At 70.1% G+C, this 17,162-nt stretch carries 18 protein-coding genes and 1 pseudogene; 11 read left to right on the top strand and 8 right to left on the bottom strand.

All coding sequences use genetic code 11. The features are described 5' to 3' along the window. Nucleotide 1: 1 nt before the first annotated feature. Genes AB0N03_RS43595 through AB0N03_RS43585 form a run of 3 tightly spaced genes read right to left on the bottom strand, consistent with a single transcriptional unit; the run spans nt 2 to nt 2,294 of the window. Nucleotides 2–307, bottom strand: coding sequence for a LuxR C-terminal-related transcriptional regulator (locus AB0N03_RS43595; protein WP_364385677.1), 306 nt, complete (start codon nt 305–307; stop codon nt 2–4). Further along, nucleotides 304–1,074 carry a histidine kinase dimerization/phosphoacceptor domain-containing protein gene (locus AB0N03_RS43590; protein ID WP_364385675.1) on the bottom strand — a complete coding sequence of 257 codons (771 nt, stop codon included), beginning with the start codon at nt 1,072–1,074 and terminating at the stop codon, nt 304–306. The genes AB0N03_RS43595 and AB0N03_RS43590 overlap by 4 nt, the downstream gene beginning before the upstream one ends. Before the next feature lie 26 nt (nt 1,075–1,100). Beyond that, nucleotides 1,101–2,294 (bottom strand): serine hydrolase domain-containing protein, encoded by a 1,194-nt coding sequence (locus AB0N03_RS43585; protein WP_364385673.1) that lies wholly within the window; start codon nt 2,292–2,294, stop codon nt 1,101–1,103. Between the two features lie 454 nt (nt 2,295–2,748). On the opposite strand from AB0N03_RS43585, the gene AB0N03_RS43580 reads away from it, so the two are divergent. Then, on the top strand, nt 2,749–3,084 hold the full coding sequence (locus tag AB0N03_RS43580; RefSeq protein WP_364385671.1) for a type VII secretion target: 336 nt from the start codon (nt 2,749–2,751) through the stop codon (nt 3,082–3,084). Between the two features lie 184 nt (nt 3,085–3,268). Here the strand turns inward: AB0N03_RS43580 and AB0N03_RS43575 are convergent, their stop codons facing one another. After that, nucleotides 3,269–3,751 (bottom strand): hypothetical protein, encoded by a 483-nt coding sequence (locus AB0N03_RS43575; RefSeq protein WP_364385669.1) that lies wholly within the window; start codon nt 3,749–3,751, stop codon nt 3,269–3,271. 185 nt (nt 3,752–3,936) lie between these two features. On the opposite strand from AB0N03_RS43575, the gene AB0N03_RS43570 reads away from it, so the two are divergent. Continuing rightward, nucleotides 3,937–4,914, top strand: coding sequence for a DUF4436 family protein (locus tag AB0N03_RS43570; RefSeq protein WP_364385667.1), 978 nt, complete (start codon nt 3,937–3,939; stop codon nt 4,912–4,914). Between the two features lie 36 nt (nt 4,915–4,950). Here the strand turns inward: AB0N03_RS43570 and AB0N03_RS43565 are convergent, their stop codons facing one another. Beyond that, nucleotides 4,951–5,883 carry an SDR family NAD(P)-dependent oxidoreductase gene (locus tag AB0N03_RS43565; protein WP_364385664.1) on the bottom strand — a complete coding sequence of 311 codons (933 nt, stop codon included), beginning with the start codon at nt 5,881–5,883 and terminating at the stop codon, nt 4,951–4,953. A 62-nt stretch (nt 5,884–5,945) separates the two neighbouring features. On the opposite strand from AB0N03_RS43565, the gene AB0N03_RS43560 reads away from it, so the two are divergent. Together AB0N03_RS43560 and AB0N03_RS43555 are read left to right on the top strand one after the other, a co-directional pair. Further along, nucleotides 5,946–6,512 (top strand): TetR/AcrR family transcriptional regulator, encoded by a 567-nt coding sequence (locus AB0N03_RS43560; protein ID WP_364385661.1) that lies wholly within the window; start codon nt 5,946–5,948, stop codon nt 6,510–6,512. Between the two features lie 30 nt (nt 6,513–6,542). Continuing rightward, nucleotides 6,543–6,745 (top strand): annotated as a pseudogene (locus AB0N03_RS43555) (SDR family NAD(P)-dependent oxidoreductase); the annotation flags it as partial. A 9-nt stretch (nt 6,746–6,754) separates the two neighbouring features. On the opposite strand, the gene AB0N03_RS43550 reads toward AB0N03_RS43555, so the two are convergent. Both AB0N03_RS43550 and AB0N03_RS43545 read right to left on the bottom strand, forming a co-directional pair. Then, complete coding sequence (locus AB0N03_RS43550) at nt 6,755–7,414, bottom strand: response regulator transcription factor (RefSeq protein WP_364385658.1); 660 nt, start codon at nt 7,412–7,414, stop codon at nt 6,755–6,757. Then, entirely contained in the window at nt 7,411–8,604 is a 1,194-nt protein-coding gene (locus AB0N03_RS43545; protein ID WP_364385655.1) for a histidine kinase, read from the bottom strand. Before AB0N03_RS43545 ends, AB0N03_RS43550 begins: the two co-directional genes overlap by 4 nt. Nucleotides 8,605–8,821: 217 nt before the next feature. Here AB0N03_RS43545 and AB0N03_RS43540 point away from each other — a divergent pair, with 217 nt between their 5' ends. After that, a complete protein-coding gene (locus AB0N03_RS43540) occupies nt 8,822–9,751 on the top strand; it encodes an ATP-binding cassette domain-containing protein (protein WP_364385652.1) in 930 nt (309 codons plus the stop codon). A gap of 8 nt (nt 9,752–9,759) precedes the next feature. Beyond that, a complete protein-coding gene (locus AB0N03_RS43535; protein ID WP_364385649.1) occupies nt 9,760–10,569 on the top strand; it encodes an ABC transporter permease in 810 nt (269 codons plus the stop codon). A 56-nt stretch (nt 10,570–10,625) separates the two neighbouring features. Here AB0N03_RS43535 and AB0N03_RS43530 read toward each other — a convergent pair whose 3' ends face one another. Further along, nucleotides 10,626–12,776, bottom strand: a complete 2,151-nt coding sequence (locus AB0N03_RS43530; RefSeq protein WP_364385646.1) for a PQQ-binding-like beta-propeller repeat protein — start codon at nt 12,774–12,776, stop codon at nt 10,626–10,628. A 255-nt stretch (nt 12,777–13,031) separates the two neighbouring features. Here AB0N03_RS43530 and AB0N03_RS43525 point away from each other — a divergent pair, with 255 nt between their 5' ends. The 5 genes from AB0N03_RS43525 to AB0N03_RS43505 are packed head-to-tail and all read left to right on the top strand — an operon-like array spanning nt 13,032 to nt 17,120. Then, a complete protein-coding gene (locus tag AB0N03_RS43525) occupies nt 13,032–13,175 on the top strand; it encodes a hypothetical protein (RefSeq protein WP_364385643.1) in 144 nt (47 codons plus the stop codon). After that, nucleotides 13,160–13,849 (top strand): pyrroloquinoline-quinone synthase PqqC, encoded by a 690-nt coding sequence (gene pqqC, locus AB0N03_RS43520; RefSeq protein WP_364385640.1) that lies wholly within the window; start codon nt 13,160–13,162, stop codon nt 13,847–13,849. The genes AB0N03_RS43525 and pqqC overlap by 16 nt, the downstream gene beginning before the upstream one ends. Next, a complete protein-coding gene (gene pqqE, locus AB0N03_RS43515; protein ID WP_364385637.1) occupies nt 13,846–15,231 on the top strand; it encodes a pyrroloquinoline quinone biosynthesis protein PqqE in 1,386 nt (461 codons plus the stop codon). Before pqqC ends, pqqE begins: the two co-directional genes overlap by 4 nt. Next, a complete protein-coding gene (locus AB0N03_RS43510) occupies nt 15,228–16,088 on the top strand; it encodes an MBL fold metallo-hydrolase (RefSeq protein ID WP_364385634.1) in 861 nt (286 codons plus the stop codon). Before pqqE ends, AB0N03_RS43510 begins: the two co-directional genes overlap by 4 nt. Before the next feature lie 60 nt (nt 16,089–16,148). Then, entirely contained in the window at nt 16,149–17,120 is a 972-nt protein-coding gene (locus AB0N03_RS43505; protein ID WP_364385631.1) for a ThuA domain-containing protein, read from the top strand. Nucleotides 17,121–17,162 lie beyond the last annotated feature (42 nt).

Below are 17,162 nucleotides of genomic sequence, written 5' to 3'. Positions count from 1 at the left end.
GTCAGGTCTCGATGTCGTCGAGGTAGTGCAGAACCGCGAGGACCCGGCGGTGGACGTTGTCGCCCGGCGGGAGGTCCCGCTTGGCGAAGATCCGGTTGATGTACTTGCTGACCGCGCGTTCGGTGATGTCGAGCTCGACGCCGATGGCGGAGTTCGACAGGCCGCGGGCCATCAGGCCCAGGACCTCGCGTTCCCGCGGTGTCAGCTGGGCCTGGGGAGCGGTCTTGGCGAGCCGGTCGAAGACCGCCCGGACGACCTGGGGATCCAGTACCGTCCCGCCCGCGGCGACCGCGCGGAGGTCGGTCATGAACTGCCGGACGTCGCTGACGCGGTCCTTGAGCAGGTAGCCGGCCCTCGTCGCGGTAGGTCGGTGGCAGCCTGATGTCGACGATGGCCACGTCGGGCTGGTGCTGCTCGAGCGCGTCGAGCAGCGCGTCCGGATCGTCCACGGCGGACACCACGGTCCAGGGCCGTGACCGATCCGATCACCGGCGCGCTGCGCTCGACGAGCGACTCGATGCCGCCGGTCAGGCCGCGGTCGGCCAGGATCGGCGGGTACACGCCGTGCACCAGGTCCCGTAGCTCCTGCAACGCCTCGCCGACCTCCGAGCGGGCTTCGGTGAGCAGCTGCCGGCGGCCGGCCGGCAGGTCGTCGAGCTTGACGTCGAGCAGGCCGAGCAGCATTCCGGCCGACACCAGCCGGGCCTGGGCGCCGTCGTGCAGGTCGCGTTCGATCCGGCGCAGTTCGGCGGTTTGCACCTGCAGCGCGTCGGCCCGGGAGGCGGTCAGTCTGACCACGACCGCCGCCGTCGCCCACATGGCGACGGTCAGCGCCAGCACTCCCGGCCCGAGCACCGCCTGGACGGCCAGCCAGCGCACCCGCCGGCGGGTGCCTTCGCGGCGGCCGGCGGGGGCACTGCCCTCCACCCGGTCCTGGTGCTCGACGAGGGCGTCCGCGGCCGGCCGGGGATCCCGCCCGAGCACCAGCCAGACCGGCCACCGCACGAGCTGGCCGCCGGCTCGCAGCCCGGTCAGCGCGTTGCGGAAGATGAAGCCCAGACCCTGGTGGTTCACCGGTTCGCCTTTCTGGCCCGAGCCGGTCAGTACGGCCGCGACGTGTCCAGCGTCTTGTGGACGGTGTCGGCGAAACCGGTCAGCGTGTCCTGGTCCGCCGTGCTGTTCACGGCGAGGGTGATGATGATCCCGGACTCCGGGACGTAGGTGTGCAGCACCTGGAACCCGAACGTCTCGCCCCGGTACGCCCAGACGGGGCGGCCGGTGCCGGAGTCGATGCGCTGGGCGACGCCGAGCCCGAAACCGACCGGGTCCTGCGGGGTGACGGTCGGGATGGGCTTGCCGGTGGTCACGGAGACCAGCGACCGGAGTTCGCGCTCCTGTGCCGGCGGCAGCAACCGTCCGTCGTAGAGCGCCCGGGTCCAGGTGGTCAGGTCCGGCAGCGAGCCGACCAGCCCACCGGCCCCCTGGGCCCAGGACAGCGCGAGGGCGGGCACGGGCTTGCCGAGCCACGTGGGGAGCGCGGAGACCCCGGAGTACCCCGCCGGCATCCGCCGGGACGTGTCCGGCGGGCAAGCCGGCGGCAGGCAGGTGTCGTGCATCCCGAGCGGGCCGAGGATGCGGCGGTGCAGCTGGGAGTCGTAGCTGTCGTGCGTCACTCGTTCGATGATCATCTGCGCGAGGATGTAGTTGGTGTTGGAGTAGTTGTAGCCGGCCGGGCCCAGCGGCAGGCCGGAGACGAAGGACACCAGCCGCTTCGGCGTGAACACGGTGGCCGGGTCGCCGACGATCACCTCGCCGAACGCGTCCTGCTGGGCGTAGTCGGGGATGCGGCTGGTCATCGACAGCAGCTGGGTGATGGTGACGTCGCGCCACGCCGGATACTGGGGGAGCCACTTCCCGAGCTTGTCGTGCACGGACAGCCGTCCCTCGGCTTCCAGCTGGAGCAGGAGCACGGACGTGAAGGCCTTGGTGTTGCTGCCGATCTGCCACAGCGCGTCGTCCGGGACCGGCTGTCCGGTGCTGACGCTCACCGCCGTCGCGGGCCGCTGGTCCGGATAGGTCACCCGCAGCGCCACTGTGGACATGTGGTCCTTCGCGCGGTGTTCGTCCAGGTAGCTCTGGAGGGCGTCGTGCAGTGCCTCGGTCAGCCCGGCCGCCGGCTGCTGCGCGGCCGTGGCGGACTGCGCGGTGGAGCTGTAGGCGATCGCCCCCGCGGCCAACGCCGTCAGCACGGCCACCGCCGCGATCCGCCGCCCGCCGAATGCCTTCTTCGTCATCGTCATCCCCTGGGTCGTTCCAACTTGACGGTGATCACGTTAGAAGCGGCGGTAGGGCGGGGAAATCACCTCAGCACCCCACTTCGCCGACATGCCAGCATGTCACCGGCTCGCCACCTCGGATACGAAGAAGGGACGAGCACCAACTGGACGGGTGATGCGGCGAAGGCGTTCAAGCACATCTTTTGGTGCAAAACACATCTGTCCTGATACGCGTGAAAACAGGCGCGCTCGACTACAACTCGGATCAGGACGACGCCGACTATAGACAGGCTCGCGCGGCGTTTACGAGGTCGTCCGCGCACAGTTTCCTACGGTGCACGAGTCCTGGTACTCGGCGCAATCCGGCCGCGGCGCAGTACTTCCTTTCGGGAACTTGTCGTGGTTGCGGGTAACCGCCCCCCTTCCGATAAGTTCGGGGAAAGTGTTCCGGAACCAGGACGGGAGCGAGGACATGGCGGGCGACGGATTCGAAGTCGAGTCGGACAGCCTGGCGGCGCACGCGAGCCACGTCGAAAGCCTGGTGGACCGGCTGAACACGGCGGCCTCGGCGGCGGACACGGCAATGTCGGACGACGCATACGGTTTGCTGTGCGCGTTTCTCCCGCCGATCATCAAGCCGACGGGCGAGCAGGCCAAGGAGGCGCTGGCAGCCGCGGCCGAGGGCGTGGGCGGGCTCGCGGACAACGTCAAGACGGCGGCGAAGTCCTATCGCGACGGTGACGACGGAAATGCGCAGACGTTCAAACGCCGGGAGGCGGACCTCACGCTCGTGGAAAAACTTTCGTAGGGTGACCCCGGAACAGCTGGAAAACGGTCGCCATCTTCGCTAGAATTTCCGCACGGGCCCGGTCATTCCCTCCCCCGACGATGACCGGGCCCGTCTCCGGTCGCACGCAGGTCATCATTCATTGTGAAACCGGCCGTGACGCCGGCGCGAGCAGCGTTCTCCGCGCCAGCGGGACGAGAGCAGATCAGCGCGAAGTTTTGACTGCCGCGAAATAGTCGTTCGAAGGCTTGGCGAAGCACAACACGGCGCCGACCAGCGCGCTCAATGCGCTCAAGTATCCGAGGGTCGTGCTTTGCCCGAACGTGATGGCGAGCAGCTGGAGGCCGGTGACCACGGTCAGCAGAATCCGGGCCCAGTTGCGCCCGGCCCGCACCTTGGCGGCGAAAAGAACGTACAGCAGCGACATGATCACGGAGAACACGAGCGCACCGGCGTTGGTCGCGGTGGCAACCTGGTCGACCTGCGTCTCGGTCAGTTCGGTGCCGTTGTCGACGATGACCGTGCTGGTGGCGTTGCCCACGGAGTTCCCGCTGAGGAGCGTCACGACTCCATTGGCCAGCCCGAGCAGCGTGGAGGCGAGAAAGGCCCAGAAGGCGACGGTGATGGTCGTCGGCCGCGTGGCGCGTCCGGGCGCGTTCGACCCAGCCTGGATTGATGGGTTGCTCATGGCGCGAATTCTGCACGGAAGTACCGGTGCCGCAACCACGACTCGGCACGGGTGACCCAAAGGGCAGGATTTCCGTTCCCTGGGGTCGGGCCGGTTCTGGCGTGGTGCGCGATCGGGCAGATTTCTCGTCCGGTCCGCACCAACGCCTGTCCACAGTAGATCCGGTGGGGTAGACAGTGGTCCTCATGAACTCCAAGAGCGGCAAGCGGGGCTTCTTCGGCTCGCTGAAAACGATCATTGCCGTGGTGGCGGTGCTCCTCGTCACGGCGGGCAGCCTGGTGGTGTACCTCGTCGAGCGCGCGGACGGGCAGGTCCAAGTCGTCATGGGCGACACCACGACGCCGGACCGGGTCGACATCCACCTCTTCGTGCAGAAGTTCGATCCGATCGCGCAGGAACTTTCGGCGCAGGTCGAGATCGTTCCGCAGGGCGCGCTGGCCGACGAGACCGGCTCGCCCAGTCAGGACCTGACGATCTTCACCAATGGCACCAAGGGCGACACCCTGCCGTTCAAAGCCGGGAAGAGCCCCAGCACGACCGACGTCAAGCTCGCGTCCAGCGACGGCGTCGTCACGGACTACCCGTTCGACAGCTACAAGATCGACGTCGGGGTCTCGGTGGCGAGCGCCACGGCGGTCGTGCCGTCGAGCGTGACCTTGGTCAACGCGGATTCCTTCTTCAAGATCGAGCCGCAGGACGTGAAAGCCGCCGATGGCGGGCTGATCTTCACGGTGGACGCGACCCGATCGACCGGGACGTTCGCCTTCGCCCTGTTCCTGATGTTGTTCATGGGTCTGCTGAGCTTGGCGGCGGTGGTGGCCGCCTGGTTCGTGGTGGGCAACCGGCGGGGTCTGCTCTGGCCGCCGATGAGCTTCATGGGTGCGTTGCTGTTCGCGCTCGTTCCGCTGCGCAACGCTGCACCGGGCCAGCCGCCCATCGGGTCGGTCATCGACTTCGGCTCGTTCTTCATCGCGGAGGGACTGATTTCCCTGTCGCTGATCGTCACGGTGATCGTCGGCTACTGGGTCGAGCGGGTGAAGGAACGAGAAGACGCGGCTGAGAAAGCTGCCGCGGATGTACCGGCTCCGCCGCCGCCGGATGTGTTCGCGTACCCGCAAGGGGCACCGGGCGGGCAGCAAGCCTGGCAAGGGGCGCAGCGCTGATCGCTTGGGCAGCGCCCGCGGCTGACCGGATTGCGGTCAGCCGCGGGTCAAAGCGGCCGAAACGGTCCACAGGCGCTCCGCCGCGACGGGGTCGAGGGCCCATTCCTTGACGCCGTGCGGGTGGTCGGCGAGGTCGGCGTCGTCGGGCACGCGGTACGCCTCCCGGGCGTCGTCGAGGTAGTGGCCGCCCGTGCCGGCGAATTCGGGCGAGACCGCGGCGACGATGGTGGTCGCGGCTCCTTGCCCGACGGTCTTGTAGGTGAAGACACCCGCGGCTTCGGCCGCGGCGAGGGATTCCCGCTGCGCCGGGGTGAAGTTCCGCTGCAGTCCGGTCGCGACTCCGCCGGGGTTGACGGTGTTCGCGAAGATCCCGTCGGCCGCCCAGCGGCGGGTCGCTTCCACCGCGAACAGCGAGTTCGCCGTTTTGGACTGCGCGTAAGCGATCTGGGGATCGTACGGGCGGTGTTCGAAGTGCAGGTCGCCGAAGTCGACGCCGGCGCGCATGTGTGCCGTCGAGCTGACCGAAACGATCCTCGCCTCGCCGCGATCCGCAGCCCCGCGGACCAGGGCCGCGTGCAGGCCGGTGGCCAGGGCGAAGTGGCCGAGGTGGTTCGTCGCGAACTGCAGTTCCCAGCCCTCCGCGGTGTGCGCCGGTCCGCCGGTGACGATGCCCGCGTTGTTCACGAGGAGGTGCAGGGGCCCGTCCCACTGCCGCACGAATCGGCGGACCGACGCCTGGTCGGCGAGGTCGAGCCGGACGACCCGCGAACGGGGAGCCGCGGCGGGGTTCCGGACCGCGAGGGTCACCTCGGCTCCCGCGGCCGCCAGCGCGCGAGCGGTTTCCGCGCCGATCCCCGAGGAGGCGCCGGTGACGATGGCGCGGACGCCGGTGAGGTCGACGCCCGCGAGGACGTCGTCCGCGGTGCTGGCGGCTGTGAACGGCGTGGTGATGAGCTTGGGTGTGGTCACGCCGCAACTATACATACTCGACAGGAACTGTATAGTGAGCTCGAACCCCGTATAGTCGTCCCATGGACGTTTCCGAAGCCCCGGACACCGGTCGCCGGGACGCGGTGCTCGAGTCGGCGCTGCTGACGTTCGCCCGGCACGGGTACCGGAAGACCTCCATGGACGAGGTCGCGCGCTCGGCCCGGATCTCCCGGCCGGGGCTGTACTTCCTGTTCGCGTCCAAACAGGACCTGTTCCGCGCGGCCGTCACCCGGGCGCTCGAGCAGGACCTCGCCGCCGCCGGGGAGATCCTCGAAGACACCGCGAAACCGGTGCGGGAACGGCTGATCGGCGCGTTCGACCGGTGGGCGGGCCGCTACATCGGACCGATGGGCCGAGACGTCCCGATGGTGATCGAGCAGAACCCGGACCTCCTCGGGCCGATCGTCCACACGGCACCGAAGCGGTTCGAAGAACTCGTAGTCGCCGCGGTGGGCGGGGAGGGGGCAGCCGGTGTCGCGCAGACCCTGATCAGCGCCTCGGTCGGGCTGAAGCACCAGGTCGAGACGCGGGAGGCGTATCTCGGCCGCCTGGCCATCGCGGTCGACCTCCTCGTTCCCGGGCGGCGCACGGGCCGGCGTCGATCATGAATCATCGGAACCGACCCTTGTCGTTGCCGCATGAGGTTCCGGAAGAACATCCTGATCACCGGCGCGAGCAGCGGCTTGGGTGAGGGCATGGCCCGCCGGTTCGCCGCCATGGGGCGCAACCTCGCGTTATGCGCGCGGCGCACCCCGGGATCGAGGTCGTCACCCGCGCCCTCGACGTCACTCACCACGACCGCGTGTTCGCCGTCTTCGAGGAGTTCCGCGCCGAGCGCGGTGAAGCGCTTTCAAGGACGGACGAGCCTCGACTTGTACGCGAGTACCACGAGCTGAGCACGGTCACGCGCGTGCAGCTTCATCATCGCCCGGTTCACGTGGGTCTTGGCCGTGAGGGGCGAGACGAACAACTCGGCCGCGATCTGGTCGTTCGACAGCCCGGCGGCGACCAGCACGACGACCTCGCGCTCGCGCTGGGTCAGCACCTTGAGCCGTTCGGCATCGGACGCCGAGGTGGCGGGCCCGTCGCGCAGGTGCCGGATCAACGCTCGGGTCGCCGGCGCCGACAGCGGTGCGTCGCCGTCCGCGACTTTCCGGATGGCGGAGAGCAGCTCCGCGGGCTCCACGCCCTTGCCCAGAAAACCACTGGCGCCGGCGTGGAGGGCGCGGACGACGTGCTCGTCGATCTCGAACGTGGTCAGCATGATCACCTTCACGCCCGCGAGGTCGTCGTCGGCGCTGATCAGCCGGGTGGCCTCGATGCCGTCGAGCTCGGGCATCCGGATGTCCATCAGCACGACGTCCGCGCGCGCTCGGCGGAGCAGTTCGAGCGCCTCGGCTCCGTTGCCGGCCTCGCCGACGACCTCCAGGTCCGGGGCCGCGTCGATCAAAACGCGGAAACCGGCCCGGATGAGTGCCTGGTCGTCGGCCAGCAGAACGCGGATGGTCACGAGTTTTCTCCCCACTGGATCGGCAGGACGGCTCGGACGTGGAACCGGCCGTCCGGACCGAGGCCGGTGCCGAGGGTTCCCCCGACCACCGCGGTCCGCTCCTTCATGCCGACCAGGCCGAGGCCGCTGCCGCGCATGCGCGGCTCGGCGGCCGGCGGGTTGACGACTTCCAGGACCAGCGACGTCGCGGTGTAGCTCAGGGAAAGGCGTGCCGTACCGCTGCCGTACCGATGAGCGTTCGTCAACGCTTCCTGGACCACCCGGTAGACGACCAGGTCGACCGTCGACGGCAGGGGCTGCGTCGCGCCGGCGAACGTGCACCGCAGCTCGAGTCCGGAAGAGCGGAACGCCTCGATGAGCGACGGCAACTGCGCCACCCCCGGCATCGGCTGGGTGGACGGCTCTTCCGCGTCTTCCGGGCGGCGGAGGACGCCCAGAAGTCCGCGCAGCTCGTCGAGCACGGCCCGGCTGGACCGGCGGACGTGCTCGAGCGCCTCGGCGGCCGCCTCGGGCCGGGAGCCGACCAGCTGAGCGGCCGCACTGGCTTGGACGTTGATCACGGCGATGTGGTGCGCGACGACGTCGTGCAGTTCACGGGCGATGTGCAGCCGCTCTTCCACGACCCGGCGCCGTGCTTCCTCTTCGCGGGTTTGCTCGGCGCGGACCGCGCGTTCCTCGAACGCGGCGAGGTACGCCCGGCGGTTGCGCACCGCGACGGCCACGGCGATGGCGAGGCCCGTGACCGCGAGCCGGCCGAGACCCTCCTGCGTGAGGCCCGGACCGGCCGCCAGGATCACCCCGACGAGCACGGCGAGCGAGGCGACCGGCGCAGCCAGCGCCCGGGGAGTCCACCGATCGGTCCGGACGGTGACGGTGTAGGTCGCGATCGCCACCGGGATGAGGAACGGCTCGAGGTCGGCGCCCAGCAGCAGCGCCGGGACGGTTCCCAGGGCCGTGAGCGCCAGTGTCCACTTCGGCCACTTCCGGCGGGCCGCGAGGACCGCGAGGTCCGCCGCCAGCAGCAGGAGCACGGCCGCCGTCCGGGTCCGCGGCTCGTCGCCGGCCGGGTCGGCCGCGCTGATCACGTACAGCACCACGACACCGAGGGCGTCGACGATGGTGGGGTACCGTCGCGTCACCGCGCGGATCCGGCCCATCGCCGACACCCGGGCCGGTTCGGCTGCCGTCATGCTTCGCCCTTTTCTCTTTCCCCTCGCGCATTCGTGTGTCACCCACGTTAAGGAGAGGGAGAGCGGGTTTCAAATGACTGCCTTGCATGTGTCGATTTACCCGGGTGCAATGACCGGCGGTACTGCGATCGCGGTACGCCGGATGTCTGCGCCGGAACGACGATGCGCGGCGCGAAAGCTGTAATCCTCGGTGCACACCGAGAACCGGGGAGCACTCATGATCGAAGTGGAAAACCTCAAGAAGGTCTACGGCGGCAAAGCGGCTGTCGACGGGCTGAGCTTCAGCGTCAAACCAGGTGTGGTGACCGGGTTCCTGGGCCCGAACGGGGCGGGCAAGTCGACGACCATGCGGGTCCTGGTCGGACTGGACGCGCCCACCTCCGGAACCGCGCGCGTCAACGGGAAGCCCTACCGCCGGCATCGCGCGCCGCTGGGGGAGATCGGCGCCCTGCTCGAGGCGCGCGCCGTCCACCCGGGACGGTCGGCCCGGGATCACCTGCTGGCGCTCGGGAGCACGCACGGTATCAAGGCCAAGCGGGTCGACGAGGTCCTCGAGCTCGTCGGCCTGACCGGGGTGGCACGCAAGCGCGCGGGCAACTTCTCGCTCGGCATGGGGCAGCGGCTGGGAATCGCGGTGGCCCTGCTCGGAGACCCGCGGACGGTGATGCTCGACGAACCCGTCAACGGCCTCGACCCGGACGGCATCAAGTGGATCCGGAACCTGCTCAAGGACCTCGCGGCCGAGGGGCGCACCGTGTTCGTCTCGTCGCACCTGATGAGCGAAATGGCGCTGACGGCGGAAAACCTGATCATCGTGGGCCGGGGCCGGCTGATCGCGGACATCTCGGTCGACGAGCTGATCCGCTCGGCCGATCTGGGCGTGCGCGTGCGCACACCGCGGTCCGCCGAGCTGGTGAGCGTGCTCCGGCCCCACGGAGCGGAAATCACCACGGTCGAGCGCGACCTGCTGCACGTCGCGGGACTGTCCGCCGAGGCCATCGGGCGGCACGCGTTGCGGGCCGGGGTCCCGTTGGCCGAGCTCACCCCGCAGAACGCTTCCTTGGAAGAGGCGTACACGGAACTGACCCGTGACGCCGTCGAGTACCAGGGTACGACCACCCACTCCGCCGGAAAGGCAGCCCGATGAGCACGACGATGACGAGGACCCCCGCCGTGGCGACGCCGGCGAAGGCGCGACTGACGTTCGCGGGGGTTGTGCGCAGCGAATGGGTGAAGCTGCGCTCCCTCCGGTCCAGCGCGCTGAGCTTGGCCGGCGCCGCGGTCATCCTGATCGCCGTCGGCCTGATCTTCGCCGCGACCTTCGGCAGCGACAGCGACGGCGCCAACGGCGTCACGGAACCGACCGGCGTCACCCTGACCGGCGGGATGTTCGCGCAGCTGATCGTCGGCGTGCTCGGCGTCCTGTCCGTGTCGAGCGAGTACTCGACCGGCATGATCCGGTCGACGCTGACCGCGGTGCCGTCGCGGGTGCCGGTGCTGGCCGGCAAGGTCGTGGTCGTGGCCATGACGGTGTTCCCGGTCATGCTGGCCAGTGCGTTCGTGGTCTTCTTCGCCGGGCAGGCGCTCATGAGCGGCAACGGTCACCCGTCCGCGACCCTCGCCGACCCGGGTGTCCTCGGCGCCCTGCTCGGGTCGGCGGTCACGATGACCGGCGTCGCGATCATGGGACTCGCCTCGGGCACTTTGATGCGCAACACCGCGGCCGCGATCTCGACCCTGGTGGCGCTGGTCTTCCTGGTGCCCGGTCTCGGCAGCCTGGTGCTCCCGGCCTCGTGGCGGGACGACGTGCTGAAGTTCCTGCCGTCGAACGCGAGTGACGCGTTCACCAGCATCAGCCCGGCCGCGAACCTGTTGGGCGCCGGCGGTGGTGCCGCGGTGTTCGCCGCGTGGGTGGTGGTTCCCCTGCTCGCCGCGGCGGTCCTGCTGCGTCGCCGCGACGTCTGAACGAAACGGTGGAGGCGGGCCGCGTCGACCGGCCTCCACCGTAGGGCGGGGTGCGCTCAGGTGACGACGATCTTCCCCGTGCTCTGCGGGTAGATCGGGTCGTTGTAGAAGAACTCGCCCTTCTTCGTGAACGTGTGTTTGAAGGACTGCCCCGGCATCAGGGCGCCGCTGTCGAATTCGTACTCGAAGAACGACACCGCGCCGTGGGCCGAGGCGTTGCCCGCCGGGTTGACGAACGTGATCTCCGTGCCCACCGGAACGCTCAGGTTCTGCGGCGCCATGGCGGTCTGCGCGACCGTGTTCTCCTGGGCGCCCGGCGCTCCGGCGGCGGCGTCCCAGACGCGGCCGAGCGTGACCGTGTAGTGCGCGGCCGCGGCGGTCACGGCCGCGGTGCGGATCTGGTTGCGCTTCGACGGCGGGGTCGGAGCCGCCGCCGGGGCGACCTTCCCGCCGAGTTTGAACGCCCAGAGGTGGTCACCCTTGGGGATGTCCGGGTAGGGCAGGCCGTTGCCGCCGGCGAACACCGCCAGGTACTGGTCGCCGTCGATCTCGTAGCTGATCGGGCTGGTGTGGACGCCGGCGCCGCACTGGAAGCGCCACAGCTCACGCCCGTCGACGTCGTTCATCGCCAGGAGGTTGCCGTCCGGGCCGCCCTGGAACAGCACGCCGCCATCGGTGGTGAGGATGCCGTTGCCGTGGGCCAGCGACCACTCGCTGTCCTTGCTCCACACCAGCTTGTTGGTGCGCGGGTCGACCGCGGCGAGGCCGCCGGCGAAGTACTCGCCGTACGGGCGGGCGGTGTTGACCCGGCCGCCGGTGGTGTTGGAGTAGGCCGAGTTGATGAGGCCGTAGCCCACGTAGACCCAGCCGGTGTTCGGGTTGAACGAGACGTGCGACCAGTCGGCACCGCCGCCCGCGCCGGGGAAGATGATCGTCGCGCGATCCCAGTGCGTCGCGAACAGGCCGCCGTTGGGGTAGAAGGGCACCGGCCGGGTCGCGTTGTCCAGGCGCGGCTCCTGCGGGACGAACGGATCGCCCTCGGGGAAGGGCTGGGTCGGTGCCGTCTTGTGGCGCGGGTCCTGGGGGACCGGGCGCTCGGTCACGCCCTGGACCGGTTTGCCGTTGGTGCGGTCGAGGATGTAGTACATGCCGACCTTGCTGCCGTAGACCACGACCTTGCGCAGCCTGCCGTCGACGCGCAGGTCGATCAGGACCGGCGCCATGACGTTGTCGTAGTCCCAGATGTCGTGGTGCACGGACTGGAAGTGCCAGCGGCGCTTGCCGGTCTTCGCGTCGATCGCGACGATCGTGTTGGCGAAGAGGTTGTCACCGCCGCGCGTCGAGCCGTTGGTGCGGGGGTAGGGATTCCCGAAGGTCCAGTAGACGAGCCCCAGTTCCGGGTCGACCGCGGGGTGGATCCACGGCACGGCGCCGCCGGTCTTCCAGGACTCGCCTTCCCAGGTGTCGTGGCCGAACTCGCCCGGGCCGGGAACGGCCCAGAAGGTCCAGGCGACCTTGCCGGTGGCGGCGTCGAGGGCGTACGCCCGGCCGCGGGCGCCGGCCGTGCTGCCCTGCATGCCCACGTAGATGAGCCCGTCCGAGTAGACGACCGCGCCGGCGAGGCTGCCGATGCTGCCGCCGCACTGGCCGTTCGCCGGGTCGCACGGCTCGGGCGTGCCCTGCGACGCATCCTCGGTCAGCAACTCGGTCTTCCAGACGACCGCGCCGGTCCGCTGGTCGAGCGCGTACAGGATGTTGGCGCCCGAGGTCGAGAACACCTTGCCCTGGCCGAGCGCCACCCCGCGCATGTTGGTGGTCTCGGTGCCGAGGTTCGTCTTCCAGCGCACGGCGCCGGTCCGGCCGTCGACGGCGAAGACGTTCTGCTGGGTGGTCTGGACGTAGAGGACGCCGTTCTGGGCGACGATCGTGCTCTGCTGCGCCCGGGAGGTGTCCCCGCCTTCGAGGTTGACGTGCCAGGCGCCGCCGAGGCGGGTGACGTTCTGCCGGGTGATCTGGTGCAGCGGCGTGTGGTTCTGGTTGCCGAGGTCGCCGCCGACCTTGGTGAAGTCCCGCCCCGGCCGGCCGAAGGCGTCGGGCTGGCGCGGGGTGTCCACCGTGGCCGGCGCGGCGCCGGCGGGCTGGGCGGCGAGCACGGTCCCCGCCACGGCGGCCCCCGTCGCGCCGGTCAGGAATTTGCGTCGATCCATCGGGTGGGCCCTCTCTTCGTTGAGGAAAAGCGCGCTGCGACGAGATGATCGGGCGAGCAACTGGTCCATCTAGTGGTACTATCGGACCGCTCGACGGTCGAGTCTAGAACTGCCGCGTGCGCGGAACAAGAGGATTCGCCTCTTGTTCGGCGCGCCGCGGCCGGGGTACTGTCGCGGAACGCCAGGCGGACCGAAGGGACCGCTGGGTGGACCTGAGGGACATCGTCGTCCCGCCGTACCGAAGGGAGTCCCGGTATGTCCGCAGTTCTGGAAACCGTTGTGGCACAGGGTGAAGGCGGGGTTCTTCCCCAGTGGTCGGATCCGGTGGTCGAGTGCTACGAGACCCGCCCGGAGGTCACCGCGTACGCCGGCGAGAGCGAGCCGTGGCGGGCTCGCTGAGCCGGGCGGAGCTGACCGACGCCCTGCTCCGCCTCGAGAAGCGCTACTGGGCTCACCACCCGTTCCACCTCCGGCTGCACGAAGGCCAGTGCTCGCCGGCGGATCTGCGCCGGTGGGTGGCCAACCGCTGGTACTACCAGAAGTGCCTGGCGCGGAAGAACGCCGCGATCATCGCGGCGTGCCCGCTGCCGGAAGTGCGCCGCGCGTGGGTGGACCGGATCGTCTTCCACGACGGCGCGAACGCCGGCGAGGGAGGCATGGAACAGTGGCTGAGCCTGGCGGAAGCGGTCGGGCTGAGCAGGGCGGAAGTCCTGGACGAGCGGCACGTCCTGCCCGGCGTGCGGTTCGCCGTCGACGGGTACCTGCACTTCTGCCGCACCAAGCCGTGGATCGAGAGCGTCGCGGCGGCACTGACCGAGGTGTTCTCGCCGGGGCACATGACCGACCGCGTCACCGCGTGGCGGGAGCACTACGACTGGATCGCACCGGAAGGGTTCGCCTACTTCGAACGCCGGATCCCCGCGGCGCGCGAGGACAGCGCGCTCACGCTGCGCCTCGTGCTCGACCACTGCGTCACCGCGGAGCAGCAGGACGCCGCCGTCCGCGCGCTGTCGTTCAAGTGCGACGTGCTGTGGGCGGTGCTCGACGCGGTGGACTACGCGGGGGCGTCATGAGCGTGACCGCCGGCAGCAGGCCCGGGCTGCGCCGTGGGGTGCGGCTGGAGTTCGACGCCGTCCGCGGCCGTCCGGTGCTGCTGTTCCCCGAAGGGGTGCTGCTGCTCAACGAAACCGCGGCGGCCGTGGTGTCCCGATGCGACACCCGGCGCTCGGTGGCGGACGTCGTCGACGACCTCGCCGCCGAGTACGCCGGCGTCGAGGCCGGCTCGGTGCTCCGGACGCTGGCCGACCTCGAAGACCGCGGGCTGGTGGGGGAGACGCCGGACGCCCGGCCGGCCCGGGTGCCGTCACCGCGTCCGGGAAAAACGACACCGCCGCGGTCACCGGTGCCGCTCGGCCTGCTCGCCGAGCTGACCTACCGGTGTCCCCTGCAGTGCACGTACTGCGCGAACCCGCTCAACCTCGGCGACTACCGGGACGAGCTGGACACGGCCACCTGGCTGGACGTCTTCAGCCAGGCGCGGGACCTCGGGGTGCTGCAGCTGCACCTGTCCGGCGGGGAACCCGGGCTGCGCCGCGACCTGGCCGACCTGGTCGCGGCCGCGAACGGGCTCGGCTTGTACACGAACCTGGTCACCAGCGGCATTTCCTTGAATGCGAACAGGATCTCGGGCCTCGCCGAGGCCGGTCTCGACCACTTCCAACTGTCCCTTCAGGACGCCGAAGCGGCCCCCGCGGACCGCGTCGCCGGGCGGGCGGCGCACGACCGCAAGCTCGTCGTCGCCGAGGCGGTTCGCGCCGCCGGTCTCCCGTTGACCCTCAACGTGGTGCTGCACCGCGGAAACGCCGGTCACGTCCCGGCGATCGCCGCGCTGGCCGACCGCTTGGGCGCGGACCGCCTGGAGCTGGCCCACACGCAGTTCTACGGCTGGGCGCTGCGCAACCGCGCCGCGCTCATGCCCACCCGCGAGCAGGTGGACCGGGCGGCCCGGGACGTCGCCGAGGTCCGGGAGCGGTACGGCTTCGAGGTCGTGCACGTCGCCGCCGACTACTACGACCCCCGCCCCAAGCCGTGCAACTACGGCTGGGGCGCGCGGCAGCTGACCGTCACGCCCAACGGTCACGTGCTGCCCTGCCTGGCCGCGGAGACGTTGCCGGGGCTGGAAGTCCCTTCGGTGCGCACGGATCCGCTCGCGGCGATCTGGTACGAGTCGCCGGCGTTCCGGAAGTTCCGCGGTACCGAGTGGCTGCCCGAACCCTGCGGTGGCTGCGCGCTCAAGGAGATCGACTTCGGCGGTTGCCGTTGCCAGGCTTACCAGCTGACCGGCGACGCGACCGTGACCGACCCCGTCTGCGACCTGTCCGAGCACCACGACCTCGTACTGGCCGGGATCGCGGAGCTCGCCCCGGAACCCGCCGTACCCCGGCGGATGCAATGAAGATCCGCATCCTCGGCACCGCGGCCGGCGGCGGCTCTCCCCAGTGGAACTGCGGCTGCCCGGAGTGCGAGGAGGCCCGGGCGACCGGGAGGTCGCGAACCCAGGACGGCGTGGCGGTCAGCGGGGACGGCCGCGCGTGGTACCTCGTCAACGCCTCCCCGGACCTGCGCGCGCAGCTGCTGGCCACCGCCGAACTGCGCCCGCCCGCCGGAACGCGGGACACCCCGGTGCGCGGGATCCTGTTCACCAGCGCCGAACTCGACCACACCCTCGGTCTGCTCGGCCTCCGCGAAGCCGCCGAACTCGACGTCTACGCCACCGCGTGGGTGCACGAGGCTCTGACGACGGCGTTCCCCCTGCACACCGTCCTTTCCGGATACACCCGGGTGCGCCGGCACGACGTCCGCGACGGGGAACCGGTCACGCTGGCCGGCGGCCTCCGCGTCACGGCCACCGTGCTGAGTGCCAAGCGTCCCCGCTACGCGAATGAGCAGGCGCCCGGTGAAGCGGTGTGCGCGTACCGGTTCGACGCCGGCGGCCGCTCCTTCGTCTACGCACCCGGCCTCGCCGCCTGGACCCCCGCGTTCGAGAAAGCGATTTCCGACGCCGACCTCGCCGCGGTGGACGGCACGTTCTTCACCGAAGACGAGATGGGTCCCGCGCGCCCGGCGTCGGGCATGGGACACCTCGCCGTGCGCGAGCAGCTCCCGCTGATCCACGCCCGCCCGCGCACGCGCTTCCTGTTCACCCACCTCAACAACACCAACCCGCTTCTCCGGCCGGACGCGCCGGAGACGGCCGAAGTCGTCGCCGCGGGTGCGGCCGTGGCCTTCGACGGCCAATCGCTCGAGCTGTAACCGGCTCCCCTCCCCATGGACCCCGTGGCACCGCCGTGCCCGGAGAAAGGTCGGAACACCATGAAGAAGAGATCAACGACGTTGGTGACGATGGTCGGGAGCGCGGTGACCGCGGCGCTGACCACGGCCGCCCTGATCGGGATGCCCGCCTCGGCCCACGACGGGAAGAACCAGCAGGGCGCCCAGGCGCTCGGCGACCCCGACTACGGCGTGTGCCGCGGTCTCGACGCGCGTTGCTACCACAACTGGGGCAACTTCGACCTGAGCAAGGGCGTCAAGGTCCTCGTCTATTCGCGCACCGCCGGTCCGCGCCACGCGAACCTGGGGCCGGCGCTCGGGCCGGGCCTGAACCCGCCGCTGACCGCGGCGAACGTCGCGCAGAACGGGCTGATCGAACTCGGCAAGAAGAACGGGTTCGCCGTCGACTGGACCGAAGACGTCACCCAGCTCGCCAGCCCGAACACCCTGTTCAAGTACAACGCCGTCATCTTCATGAGCACCACGCGCGACGCGCTGGACGACGCGGCGCAGACGTCGTTGCGGCAGTACATCCGGGGCGGCGGCGGGTTCGTCGGCATCCACAACGCTTTCGGCACCGAGTACAACTTCCCTTGGTACGAAGGCCTGCTCGGTGGGGCGAACTACTACGACCACGGCCCCGCGCAGGCCGGCGTGGTGCAGACGGTGGACCGCGACGACGTGTCGACGAAGGGCCTGCCGAACCGGTGGGCCTTCACCGACGAGTGGTACAACCTCGTCCCGTTCCCGAGCGACGTGCGGTTCCTGGCCAAGGTCGACGAGTCGACCCTGGCGAAGGGCGTCAAGGGCTCGATGGGGCACCCCGGACACGGGGACAACCACCCGGTCGCCTGGTGCCAGTACTACGACGGCGGCCGGTCGTGGGTGACCACGCTGGGCCACGAGAGCTGGGCGTTCACCAACACGACGACCGCGGACGGCGCGGCGTACTTCCAGACGCTGATCGCGAACGGCATCAAGTCCGCCGCCGGCGCGGCTCCGTTCTGCCGCTGACCCTGGGAAGGCGAAACCCCCGGCCGGAATTCCGGCCGGGGG

Origin of the sequence: Amycolatopsis sp. NPDC051061 (genome assembly GCF_040682935.1) — a bacterium.
GTDB lineage: Bacteria > Actinomycetota > Actinomycetes > Mycobacteriales > Pseudonocardiaceae > Amycolatopsis.
The sequence above is the reverse complement of the archived record's forward strand: the minus strand, read 5'-3'. Positions and strand labels throughout refer to the sequence as shown.